General features: G+C 41.2%; 10 protein-coding genes. 5 read left to right on the top strand and 5 right to left on the bottom strand.

The window, feature by feature from the left end; translation table 11 throughout:
• Positions 1-131: 131 nt before the first annotated feature.
• The gene (locus tag CWC04_RS17325; RefSeq protein WP_138686007.1) at positions 132-1,355 is read left to right on the top strand and encodes an alkaline phosphatase family protein; all 1,224 of its coding nucleotides are present in this window, start codon (positions 132-134) and stop codon (positions 1,353-1,355) included.
• A 136-nt stretch (positions 1,356-1,491) separates the two neighbouring features.
• Here CWC04_RS17325 and CWC04_RS17330 read toward each other — a convergent pair whose 3' ends face one another.
• Positions 1,492-2,235 (bottom strand): zinc-dependent metalloprotease family protein, encoded by a 744-nt coding sequence (locus CWC04_RS17330; RefSeq protein WP_004589607.1) that lies wholly within the window; start codon positions 2,233-2,235, stop codon positions 1,492-1,494.
• Between the two features lie 60 nt (positions 2,236-2,295).
• Positions 2,296-3,012 (bottom strand): protease inhibitor BamI-like protein, encoded by a 717-nt coding sequence (locus CWC04_RS17335; RefSeq protein WP_138686008.1) that lies wholly within the window; start codon positions 3,010-3,012, stop codon positions 2,296-2,298.
• A 377-nt stretch (positions 3,013-3,389) separates the two neighbouring features.
• Between CWC04_RS17335 and CWC04_RS17340 the strand changes: the two genes are divergently transcribed.
• Positions 3,390-4,547: a benzoate/H(+) symporter BenE family transporter gene (locus CWC04_RS17340; RefSeq protein WP_004589605.1), complete on the top strand. Its 1,158-nt coding sequence runs from the start codon at positions 3,390-3,392 to the stop codon at positions 4,545-4,547.
• A gap of 368 nt (positions 4,548-4,915) precedes the next feature.
• On the opposite strand, the gene hemH is transcribed toward CWC04_RS17340, so the two are convergent.
• Positions 4,916-5,935 (bottom strand): ferrochelatase, encoded by a 1,020-nt coding sequence (gene hemH / locus CWC04_RS17345; protein WP_055255821.1) that lies wholly within the window; start codon positions 5,933-5,935, stop codon positions 4,916-4,918.
• 285 nt (positions 5,936-6,220) lie between these two features.
• Entirely contained in the window at positions 6,221-7,552 is a 1,332-nt protein-coding gene (gene nosR, locus CWC04_RS17350) for a response regulator c-di-GMP phosphodiesterase, NosR family (protein WP_138686009.1), read from the bottom strand.
• Positions 7,553-7,663: 111 nt separating this feature from the next.
• On the opposite strand from nosR, the gene CWC04_RS17355 reads away from it, so the two are divergent.
• The 3 genes from CWC04_RS17355 (at position 7,664) to arfA (ending at position 11,772) form a co-directional block, all read left to right on the top strand.
• Complete coding sequence (locus CWC04_RS17355; protein WP_138686010.1) at positions 7,664-8,641, top strand: sensor histidine kinase; 978 nt, start codon at positions 7,664-7,666, stop codon at positions 8,639-8,641.
• Between the two features lie 227 nt (positions 8,642-8,868).
• The gene (locus CWC04_RS17360; RefSeq protein WP_138686011.1) at positions 8,869-11,409 is read left to right on the top strand and encodes a TonB-dependent receptor plug domain-containing protein; all 2,541 of its coding nucleotides are present in this window, start codon (positions 8,869-8,871) and stop codon (positions 11,407-11,409) included.
• A gap of 162 nt (positions 11,410-11,571) precedes the next feature.
• Complete coding sequence (arfA, locus tag CWC04_RS17365; RefSeq protein WP_024032961.1) at positions 11,572-11,772, top strand: alternative ribosome rescue factor ArfA; 201 nt, start codon at positions 11,572-11,574, stop codon at positions 11,770-11,772.
• A gap of 31 nt (positions 11,773-11,803) precedes the next feature.
• On the opposite strand, the gene CWC04_RS17370 is transcribed toward arfA, so the two are convergent.
• A complete protein-coding gene (locus CWC04_RS17370) occupies positions 11,804-12,367 on the bottom strand; it encodes a cytochrome b (RefSeq protein WP_126009533.1) in 564 nt (187 codons plus the stop codon).
• Positions 12,368-12,867: the final 500 nt, after the last annotated feature.

The raw sequence follows: 12,867 nt of genomic DNA on the forward strand, positions 1-12,867 counted from the left end.
ATACTTACTAGTTAATATATACATCTAGACGAGTTAGGTACAGGTGCTTGTATCATTTAAGGCCTGGCAATTGTATTATAAAGCTATATTTTTCAGTATTTAACGCATTTTAATGTAGGCGAGTATTTGTAATGAAGTATGTATTTTTAAAGGCGATGATGTTGGCTCTTTTAGTGTTAACCAGCCAAGCGGCATATGCGGCAAAAGAGCAAACCGTTGTACTTATATCAATAGATGGCATGCGTTGGGATTATATAGAAAAACACGGCGCGCCTAATTTAAAAGCAATGGCTGCTAAGGGTGTACGCGCGCAAAAGCTAATGCCGGTTTACCCAACAAAAACGTTTCCAAATCATATTTCTATTATTACAGGGTTGCTGCCGGTAAATCATGGCATTGTAGATAATAACTTTTGTGATAAAGCCCGTAAAAACGAGTGCTACAGCATGGGTAAAGGCATGCGCGATAGCACGTGGGTAAATGGTATTCCACTTTGGAATTTAGCAAAAATGCAGGGGCTAAAGTCGGCTACTTATTTTTGGCCAGAGTCGGATGCGCGCTTTAACGGTATGACGCCCGACTATTACTTTCATTATTCTAAATACAGTGAGTACCAAGGCCGTGTTGATCAAATAATACAGTGGCTAAGCTTACCTAAAGCGCAGCGCCCACGTTTTGTGGCAAGTTATTTTTCACTTGTTGATAGCATGGGCCACGAGTTTGGCCCAGACGCATCGCAAACTCGCGATGCGGTAAAACAATTAGATGAACTAATGGGCCAATTACAAACCCGTTTGAGCAAGCTAGAGCAAGAGATTAACCTTGTTATTGTATCCGATCACGGTATGGCGCATGTAAACCCAGAGCAAAGTATTGATGTTTCTACATTGCCTAAAAACGATAATTTTATAGTTAAAAATACCGGCCCGCGATTACTTATTTATGCAAAGCCTGCTGTAACAAGCGAGCAAATTGCAACTTACAAACAACGTTTGCAACAAGCAGCAAACGGGCGTTATACGGTATTAAACGACGAGCAATTAGCTGGGTATCATTATAATAAAGGCACTTGTGTGGGCGATATTGTTGTGCAAACTAATGCGCCAGCGGTATTTACTAACGAAGGCAAAGCAATGTACTTAGGTACTCATGGCTATGCCTATACCGATGATATGGCGGCTACGTTAATTGCTATAGGGCCTGCTTTTAAACAAGGGCTAAGCCTTGAAAAGGTAAATAATCTTGATATTTACCCGGTACTTGCCAAAGTAATGGGGCTTAAGCTTTTAAGTAAAGTAGATGGTGACGGTAAAACGTTAATGCCTGCCATTAAACAAAAAATAGTAGTGCATTAATTAGCTGCGCACTTTTAGGCTTTTAGTGACTTAACCTTGAAAGATCAACAAACCTTAAGCCAAATAAAAAAGAGCGCAAATGCGCTCTAAAGGGAAATAATTATAAGTGGGCTAAATACCGTCTGCTTTAAATTACTTACTTAAAGTTAGCAATACTTGTTTTTGTGTCGGTAACCGTACGAATAGCATACGCTTGGTTAGTTACACCAAAAGCTAAGCCGTTTACGCTCCAATTAGGGTTAGAGAAGTAATCGTACTGTGTTGCGCTACCGTAAACGTGCGGGTAGGCCATAATGCTGGCAAATTCGTTTTGTACGCCGTGGCCCATACCATCAACATACACACCGCCCGATGTATCGCCTTGTTTACGTGAGTGCGCTAGGCCTTGGTTATGGCCAAGTTCGTGTACAAACGTAGTGGCACCACAGTCAATAGCAGTAATAGAGTACATACGGTCGCTCATCGAGCTGTATAAATTACCGTTAGTGCCTTGGCCAACCCAAGCTAAACCACACGAGATTAAACCATTACCCGCACTTTGGCCGGTACCAAGTACGGCAACCATGTCGGCTTTCCAGCTAGTGCGTAAACCATCTACGTAGCTGCTGTTAGTTACTGCATCTAACCAATCTTCAGACGGTGTAATTGCGTAATCGCCTAGGTTTTCTGTGCCCGCTAAACGCAGTGTAATGTCTACCCCATTTTGGCTATAAACCTGGTTACTAAAGGCGATCAGCTGGTTTATTTTAGTATTTATGTTACTCGTAGCTGCGGCCGATTGGTCGGTATATAAAATACCAATATCAATCGTTACTGCCTGTGCTGCACTGGTTGCAAATAGCGCGCTGGCAATGGCTGCCGTAGTGATTAGTTTTTTCATTTTTATATTTCCTTACTTATGTAGTGGTTGGAAGTTTTACTGCTGATTGATTTAGTTGGGTTACTGCGTGTTGGGTTGTTCAGTTTCTTTTGGGGCAAACATATCTATGGTTTTATCTGTTTTTGGTGTGGGCGCATCTACATGATGCTCTATGTGGTTTTGGTATAAGTCGCGTTTTGCTGCAATCCAACCATATTTCCCTTTACTTTCAAAAACGTAATTGCCGCTAGGTGCGGTAAATTGTCCATAAATTGCATCGTTTCCTACGGTCATAACCGTGGTGTGTAGTTGCCCATTGGCACCAATAACTTGGCCAAATATGCTTTTATCGCCATTACTCGCCTCCGATAACGAGGTGATTTCGGCGCTGTAGGTTTCGGCGGTTTGCGGAATTGAAATATCAAACGAGTCGCCAGTTTCAAGGGTTTGTAACGTATTTAGGTCGAACTCTATGTAGGCTTCGTTGTTTAAATCGCTTGGTAGTACGTTGGCGTTGGTAAGTACCTCTTTAGCTTTTTCAGATACCTTGTTTATAGCCTCAAACTGGTTGCTTTTCGCTGGTGCCTCAATGGTTTTAGGTTTTACGTTAACGGGATCTTTACTCATATCAATGGGCTGTGGTGCTTTTTTATTTGCTGCAAATTGAGAGTCAACGGGCACTATATCCACTGCAACAGGCGCCGTTACCTGCTGAGGTTTTTCGGTATTAAATAGCAGCTGATAAATAGCAAATGCAGATAGACCAAGGGCAACAATTATTAAAATAGCGCGTTTCATTTGTTTCTCTTACGGGGTTTTTAGTTAACTAATTGTTACGTTTTATATCATCTGGAGAATTAGATCAAGTTAGTGTTGGTAGTATAAAAGTGCTAATTATTTACATTGTAAATGATTGTAAATAAACAATTTACCTATAATGGGTTTGGTTTGTTTGGCTGAAAAGGATGGGTTTTTATAGAGTTTTAGCGGGGTGTAAGCGTAAGCTAATAATTGTTTTTGTTTTTAATTTGGCAATGAAAGGTGCGATCTTTATAGGTAAAAAAAATTTTAAAATAATGAATATTTTTCACGCTTAATAGCGTAAACGCTAATTGCAAAGCGTAAATAGGCAACGTATGTTGTGGGCTTAAAAATCTAAAATTAAGAGGGATTTTATGACGTTTTCCGATCAGCTGCTTAATCGAGCAACCGCAGGGTTGGTGGCTGTTATTATTGGTTTTTCAAGTTCTATTGCGCTTATTTATCAAGTTGTTATAACCCTTGGCGGCACGCCCGATTTAGTCGCAAGCTGGCTTTTAATGCTAGGGCTGGTAATGGGCATAACCACTATTGGGTTGTCGTATTATTATAAAGTGCCCGTTTTAATTGCATGGTCTACCACTGGGGCGGCTTTACTTATTTCCAGCGCGCAGGGCTACCATTTAGGCGAAGCCATTGGTGCATTTATGTTTGCCGCTACATTGGTTTTTGTGTCGGGGGTTACCGGTTGGTTTGAAAAAATAATGAACCGTATACCGAGCGAACTTGCCTGTGCCATGCTGGCAGGCGTATTGGTCACCTTTGGTATAGATGTATTTAATTTTATGAATGAGCTACCACTGGTTATAGGCCTAATGGTGCTTATGTATTTTTTAGGAAAACGATTTTTTGCACGTTTTGCCATGCTTAGCGTTTTAGTTGCAGGCGTGCTACTGGCGTGGCAAATGGGGCATATTGATACTGGCGCTATTCATTGGAAAATAAGTGAGTTTGCATACATAGCGCCGGTGTTTAACTTGCAAGCGTGTATAAGTATTGGCTTACCGCTTTATATAGTGACCATGACCTCTCAAAACTTACCGGGTATTGCTGTACTAAAGGCTCATAATTATAAAGCGCCTATCTCAGCTACGCTTAATGTAACTGGTTTTATTAATATTTTAACAGCCCCGTTTGGTACGTACTCTATTAATTTAGCCGCTATTACCGCTGCTATTTGTATGAGTGATGAGGCCGATAAAAGCCCCGATAAACGCTATTGGGCAAGTATTGCCGCAGGCGTATTTTATATTGTTATGGCACTTTGCGCGGCAACGCTTGTTGGTTTAGTGGCAAGTTTGCCGCAGGCATTAATTTTAGCCTTAGCGGGTATTGCGTTGTTTGGCACCATTGCTAATAGCTTGCAGCAAGCTTTAAGCTCAGCCCAATACACAGAGGCTGCAATAGTCACGTTTTTGGTAACCGCATCTGATTTAACCATGCTCTCGGTGGGCTCTGCGTTTTGGGGAATAATTGCAGGCGTTTGTACGTTGATGATCACCCGTAAAAGTTAAAGAAAAACGTTAACGAATAGGTTTAACAGGTAAAAGCGTTGCTTTTAAAACGCCAGCAAGCTGCGCGTCTAAAGGGTAATTTACCTCGGTGTTAATTTTGTCAGTATGCGCGAAGCTTGCTCGCGCGAGATGCAAGTTACTTTTCTAAAAGCAAAGCGCCTCTTAACCTCTTTGTGGTTTATTGATCTTTAATACAAAAATGCACAAAGAGAAGGGAATGAGGAGTAAGTGAGAAGTGAAAGTTGTAGGCGCGAAGCTTGCTCGCGCAAAATAGTGGCTATGACATTTAATAAATGCTTACCTTACAATTAAAAAAGCGGTGTTAAAATTTAACACCGCTTTTTTACGTTAAGGCAATAAAGATGCGTTTAAAGCATTGGTTTTAGCACATCATATAAAGCGTTAATGTGATCGTCTCTGTCGTTTAAAGCTGCTATGTAACGGTACTTTTCGCCGCCTGCGTTTTCAAATATTTCGCGGTTTTCTTCTTCAAGCTCTTCGAGTGTTTCTAAGCAATCGGCGCTAAAAGCAGGGCTTAAAATTGCAACGTCGGTAATGTTTTCATCAGGTAACGATGCAAGCGTGGCGTCGGTGTATGGCTTTAACCATTCGGCTTTACCAAAGCGGCTTTGAAAAGTGCTAATTACTTTATCTTTATCAAGGCCTAGTTTTTCAACCACTAAACGCGTGGTTTGCAAACATAGGCAGTGGTAAGGATCGCCTCTATCTAAAAATAGCTTTGGCATACCGTGGTATGAAAAAACTAATTTTTGTGGCATGCCGTTTTTTTCTAAATCTTCACTAATGCTGCTAGCTAATGAATCAATGTAAGCGGTGTTTTTGTGATAACCATTTACAAAGTGTAGCTCTGGCACCCAGCGCCATTTTTGCAATACTCTTGATACGGCATCAAATGTTGAGCCGGTGGTAGGGCTTGAATATTGCGGGTAAAGCGGTAGTACAATTATGCGCGTTAGGCCTTTATCGCGCAGCGCTTCCAGGCCCGCCTCTATTGAAGGGTTGCCGTAACGCATGGCCATAACAACTTCGGTATTGGTGTAACCTTGTTCTTGGAGTAGCGCGTTTAGTTTGTCGCGTTGCAGGCGGGTAATATGTGTTAGCGGCGAACCGTTTTCGGTCCAAATGCTTTCGTATAGTTTTGCTGAGCGCTTAGGGCGAATACGCAAAATTATACCGTGCAGTATTATCATCCACACTAAACGTGGAATTTCTACAATGCGCGGATCGGATAAAAATTCACGTAAGTAGGTACGCAGTGCCGCAGGGGTGGGCGCGTCTGGACTGCCTAAATTGGTAAGTAAAATGCCCGTTTTTTGATTAAAACGTCCGTCGTGGGGATTGTCAGTGACTGCAGAAAATCGCGACACGCTGTGCTCCTTAAAGCAATGTGATACCAATTCGCAATAATACTTGATCATTTTGCGGGACTAAACGTGTCGCTACCAGCGTTAAAAAACTCTCATTTAGAACAACTAAATAGCGAATTTTTTGCCTAGCTATCAACACGTTTTTCCATCCTCAAAATAAATCACTTAATTAAGCGGATTGGTATTAAACAGTTTAAAATTTATACCCAGATTAACAGGTACCTGTTTGAATTAGTTTAGCTTATTTACGGTAATTGTAACGAAAAAAGCCACAGTTTAGATCACTCATTTAGCGCTTTTTACCATTATTCTAAATGGGGTCGGTTTTTTGGCTTCTAGTTGCTGTAGTTTTTCGATGGATTTTTTGCCAAACACATGGCCTTTAGGTAACAACATAATACCGCTGTGGCTGTGTAACGTATGGCCTAAAATCATATTGGCTTTTAGCTCTTGAGCGCTGCATATAATAATAGAGCCCGCATTATTAAGTTGCTCATTTAATTTGCTATGGCTTGCCTCGAGTGCGCGCACAATTTTAGGGTGGTAAAAAGTGCCACTGTACATTTTAACGCTTTCGAGTGCATCGCTGTGGCGCTCTTTGTCTGTAGGGCTTTGGCTTTGTTCAAATGCGTTCCAATAATCGCGAGCAACGCTAAGCACCATAGCGCCAATAGGAATGTCGTTTGCTGCTAATCCTTTTGGTAAACCGTTGCCGTTAAAGCGCTCATATTGATGATAAATTGCATCAGATACATCATGTAAATGTATAGCAGGCATAAGCATTAATTGTGCTGTGCTTGGGTGTGTATAAAAGGCTTTGCGCTGTTGCTCGCTTAGCCGACTCACTGGCTTTTTATAGAGCTCTGGGTCCATAGCAAGCAAACCTATTTGCGCTAAGTAACCCGCCATGGGGGCTAAATCTATACTTTTTTGCGAGAGGTTTAAGTACAGTGCTATTTGGGTGCAGGTGTCGGCAATTTTTTGCGCTTTGTTGCCATCTAAGTATGGATTGGCGTTTATAAAATTATAAAGTAGCTCTACGGTGGCTTTGTGTTCGTGTTTTTCGCGCTCGTTGGCATCTTCTAGTTGTTTAAGTACCTGCTTAATTTGTTTTGTACGCTTTTCTACTCGTTGCTCTAATGAGTTATTTAATTCGAGAAGCTCTTTGTTTTGCTGTTTTACTTGCAGCTCGAGTTGCTTGTTTTGTTTTTTTAGCTGAAATTTTTCGATGCTGTCATTAATACTGTGCAAAAGCATATCGTTTTGCCATGGCTTTTGTATGTAGCCGTTAATTTGTGCCAGATTAACAGCTGCTAGGGTGGTTTCTATTTCGGCGTAACCGGTTAATAAAATACGTTGTGTTTCGGGAGCTTTGTTACGGGCTTGCTCTAAAAATTGCGCGCCATTCATGGTGGGCATTTTCATGTCGCTAATAATTAAGCTAAATTCGTGGCTGTTTAAAAGCTCAAGCGCTTGCACTGGGCTTTTACAGGTCATAAAACTAAAGTTATTATTTTTTAATAAGGAGGTTAGTGAGCGCAGAACAATTTCGTCGTCATCAACACAAAGTACATCTACGGCAGTGATTGAATGTGCAGCGTCTGCTGGTTTGGTCATAGTGCTACCTTTTAAAATAATAAGCATAGCCTAAAAAGTGCCCCTAGTTTGCATAATTACGTATGGCAAACTAAACGTTATACATGGATGCGTATTTATGGAGCGAATAGGATGAGCACTTTAACCGACGACTACAAACAAGCCTTTTTAGATGAGCAGCAAAAGCGTATAGCCGCAGAGCAACTGCTTGCCGATAAAAGCCAATTGTTAGTTGTGTTAAATGGTGAACTAACCAAAAACGTTGCTGAGCTGTCTTTGTATCAGCAAATGTTTGTTCAGGCCGACAAAATGGCAAGTGTGGGTGTTTTGTCTTGCAGTATTGCGCATGAAATAAATAACCCGCTTTCGTATGTAATTAGTAATATAGAAAGCTTGCAATATGTTAGCCCTCTTTTATCAAAATCTCTTCATTATAACGAGCAGTTTTTAACCGGCCAATTAAATGCAGGGCAATTTAAAAACGTGTTGGTGGATCTAAAAAAACAATACGAACTGGCATGGAATGGACACGAAATTTACTCGCAGTTGAGCGAAAGCCTAGATGGTTTAAAGCGCATAAAGCAAACCGTGCATAATTTATTAAACCTTAGCCAATTTACTAGTACCCATAACAAGCAATATTTAGATGCAAGCGAGGTTGCAGGCTCTGCTTTAGGCGTGTTGCAAGGGCAGCTTAAATACTGCGAAATAAAAACCAATTTTGAGCAAGTGCCGCTAATTTGGGGGGAGCTGTCGTCTATTCATCAAATTTTTGTTGAGCTGTTATTAAATGCTCAACAAGCGTGCGAACATGAATTAGAAAAAGGCACCATTATTGAACTAAGCGTAACGCAGCAAAATGAGGGTGTATGTATAAAAGTGAAAGATAACGGTTGTGGAATGGATGAAAATACCCAAGCGCACTTATTTAAGCCTTTTTTTACTACACATAAAACAACCCACTCATTAGGAATAGGAATGACCGTTGTTAACTTTATTTTGCAAGATCACGGCGGAAAAATAGAAGTTAGCAGTACTTTAGGAACAGGTACTACCATTTGTTGTTGGTTACCCGTAAAAGTACAAGAAAGCGTAATAAACCCATTGTAAATAAAGTGTTAATTTAGTTTGGGGTTGAAATTAAAATCCTTAATTGTATGCGTTTTGAACAAGTTTAAGTGTTATTTTTTAGTATTTACATTTTTTTGCATAGTTAGACCTATTATTTAGTTTTTTTCATTTCTTTTTATTTGCATATGTTGCTAGGATGTTCCCCAGTGCGATGCGCTACATCGCAATAACAAATATTAAAGAACACACTAAACAGGGTCGTCACCATGTCAACATACCGTTTAAATACATTAGCTGCCGCTGTTGCGTTTGCCGTAAGCGCACCAAGCATTGTAAGCGCTCAAGAAGCACCTGTTGAGGCTGCACAAAATATCGAACAAATTTCTGTATTAGGATCGCGCGTTTCTAACCGCACCTCTACTGAGTCTTCGTCACCTATTGATTTAATAGACGCTGATGATTTAAACAAAGGCGGCTTTACAGAACTAGGGCAGAGTCTGCAAGCTACTGCCCCGTCGTTTAACTTTTCTCGTACGCAAGTATCTGATGGCTCTGATTTATTTAGACCAGCAACGCTGCGCGGCTTACAGCCAGATCAAACGTTAGTGTTGGTTAACGGTAAGCGCCGCCATAATCAATCTATTTTTGGCCTTAACGGCACTGTAGGTGCAGGCGCTGCCGGCACCGACATGAACGCCATTCCGCTAACTGCGCTTAAAGGTGTAGAAGTACTACGCGATGGTGCAGCAGCTAAGTATGGCTCTGACGCGATAGCTGGCGTAATTAACTTATCGCTTAATAATTCAACTGGCGTAACAACGGGTTACGTACAGTACGGCGGCACCAGTGAAGGCGACGGCGATACGCTTTCTGCAGGTTTAAACCGTGGTTTTGACTTAGGTAACGAAGGCGGCTTTATTAATTTATCGCTTGAGTATCGTGATGCCGATGGCACTAACCGTGCAGAGCGAGATACCGGTGGGTCGTTAAATGTTGAGCCAGGCACGCTGAGTGAAGATGTACGTTGGAGCCAAGGTAACTCAGAAAGTGAATTTACCTCGTTGTTTTACAACATGGCTTTGCCAATGGGCGACAGCGAATTGTACTCATTTGGTGGCTACTCTGAGCGCACCGCGCTGGGTAATGGTTTTTACCGTAACTTTAACGAAGCGTCTAAAAATGTAACGCAAGTATACAGCGATGGCTTTTTACCCCGCATTTATAACGAAGCTGAAGATATTTCAGTAGCGGTTGGTTTTAGAGGCGATATAAACCCAGATTGGGGATACGATGTATCGGCAGTGTATGGCGAAAACAAATACGACTTTACCTCACGTAATACTATAAATGCCTCTTATGCGGCGGAGTACGTATTTAACAACCCAGATGCAAGCGATGCCGATATAGCAGCAAATGCAGGCCCAAGCGGCGGTTACTCTGGTGGTTTTAGATTTGATCAAACAACAGTTAATGCTGATTTTAACGGCATCGTTGATATTGGCCGCAATGAGCCTTTATATGTAACTATTGGTGCAGAATACCGTAAAGAAAACTACGAAATAGTCCCTGGCGATGAAGCCTCTTATGCATGTGGCTTGGCAAATACCGATGCTTCGTACCCTTCAGTGAACGATCCTGATCAATTTGCTGAGTGTGGTTTTCAGGCTTATAACGGTTTGCGCCCAGAGGCAACAAACAAGAGCGATCGCCACAGCTATGCGTTTTATGTAGATGTAGAAACCATGGTAACGGATGCATGGAACGTAAGTGGTGCGCTGCGCTATGAAGACTTTTCAGATGCGGGCGATGACTTAATTGGTAAATTAGCAACACGTTATGAATTTAACGATGACTTTGCAGTACGTGGTGCGGTTTCTACTGGTTTTAGAGCGCCATCGCTTCAGCAAAGTGGTTATACCGCATTTACAACTAACCTAGGCTCAGACGGTACACTTACACAGTCGTTCACTGCAAATACGGGGACTGCTTTTCCAAGTGCGTTAGGTGTAGATAGCCTAGAGCTTGAAACCTCAACTAACTACAGTGCTGGTTTTGTTTACGATGTAACAAGTGAGCTTTCGTTAACGGTCGATTTTTACCGCGTAGAAATTAAAGACCGTATTACGCTTGGTAGTTTACTTTCTGCAGAGGATGTTGCCTTTAGCGATGAAGCCGTAGCCGCGCTTCAAGCAACCGGCGCAGTGCAAGCTAATTACTTTTCAAACTCTGTAGATTCAACTACACAAGGTGTTGATATTATTGCCTCTTATCGTACTGATGTAGAGGGCGGTAATTTTGGAGTAACCTTTGCGGGTAACTTAAACGACACTAAAATTGATAACGTGAACGCAGAAGAAGGTATTCCTGAGTCGGTGGCGTTTGATGATTTACAACGTAGCTTTTTTACCGACGGCCAGCCAGGTGAGCGCGCAACTTTAACGTTTGACTACGAACGTGATGCGTATGAAACAACGCTTCGCTTTAATTACTTTGGCGAAACAGACGTTAAATACTTTGGTAATGACCATATTTCACTACCGGGTGAGCTTTCACCTACGGGGTCGTTTAAACCAACAAGTTCAGTTGAATCAGCAGTACTAGTGGATTTAAACGTTAGCTACCAAATTAACGAAATATTTAACGTATCGGTAGGGGCTGATAATATTTTTGATGAAACCCCAGATGAGCTAGGTGATGACGAAGTGCTTAATTTTATTACCAACGGCGCGTTTAAATACCCTGTACGTGCATTGCCTTACGGCTTTGACGGGCGTACTTATTATGCAAAAGTAAGCTTTGAATTTTAATTATTTGAGCTAAAACTTGTTACTCAGCGCAGTTATTTACTGCGCTTTTTTTATGTTTATTTATTATGAAAAAAGAGCGTTAAAACACTTGCAAGGTTGAAAATTAGGCATACAATCGCCACTTCTTAAGGTTCTTATTGTTATAAATAGTTAGGAAATAAAATGGCTAAAAAATCGAAAACCAAAGCCGCAAATAATAGTGCGGTAGACACCGGCCGAGGTGTTATTAATCATAATGCGCTGGCGGCGCTAGTAACCTCTAAAGTGTTTAAACCTCAAGTGGTTAAAGCTAAAAAAGGGAAAGGCTCGTTTAAGCGCAATAACAAACACGTAGGACGAGAGTCTTATTTAATCGCGGCTTAAATAGCACCGATCAAATAAGACTTTTAACTACCTACTTTTTGCCAAGCATACGCGTAAGGGTGTTGTCTTTATCAATAATATGGTGCTTTAAAGCGCCCACAATATGTAAACCTAACGCGATAAGAAGCGCATTTGCTGTAATACCGTGAACGGTTTTTCCTATCTCTGCTAAGCCTTGGTTAAAAGCGAGGCTTTTTTGTGGGTTTTCTGGGTTGGGGTTGTGCGGTATCAGCTCTAGCCCGAACACCTCCACGCCGTGCCCACCAAAGCCCGACATAATCAGCCCCGAAATAGGCATAAGTAACATGCTTATTATAAGAACGTAATGCACAATTTTAGCTAACACTTGCTCATAATTTGGGTGTTTAACATCGTGCTTTGGCCAACCATTTACAATGCGCCATGTTACTCTTAATAACGCAAAAGCAAGCAGCATTACGCCAAATGATTTGTGCCAACTCATTAGAAAAAACGCTTTAAAGTTTTCCATATATAGGCCTGAGCCTAATAACCCAATAATTAAAATAGCTACAATCCAATGCAGGCTTATGGTGGTTTTGCTTAACGTACTTGTTGTATCTTTTGTAAGTTTCATTGTGGTTATTCCTAACTTAAAAAGTGGCGCTTAGTTGCGTGTACAATTGAATAATCTACATTAATGCAGCTAGCTTAAACTACAGAGGGTTAAAGTAGGGTTAACGAAACTTATTTTTTAAATTTAAAAGGATATAACCCGCAACGTGAAGTGAAAGTTGTAGGCGCGAAACTTGCTCTCGCAAGATGTTAGTTACTTCTCTAAAAGCGACGCGCTTCTAAACCTCTTTATGATTTATTGATCTTTAATACAAAAATGCACAAAGAGAAGAGAAAGAGGAGTAAATGAGAAGTGAAAGCTGTAGGCGCGAAACTTGCTCGCGCAAGATGCTAGTTACTTCTCTAAAAGCGACGCGCCTCTGAGCCTCTTTGTGATTAATTGAGCTTTAATACAAAAATGCACAAAGAGAAGGGAATAAGGAGAAAATGAGAAGTGAAAGTTGTAGGCGCGAAGCTTGCTCTCGCAAAATAGTTCATATAACATATAATAAATGCATACCT

The organism is Pseudoalteromonas sp. S2893 (assembly GCF_005887105.1).
Taxonomy (GTDB): Bacteria; Pseudomonadota; Gammaproteobacteria; order Enterobacterales; family Alteromonadaceae; genus Pseudoalteromonas; species Pseudoalteromonas atlantica.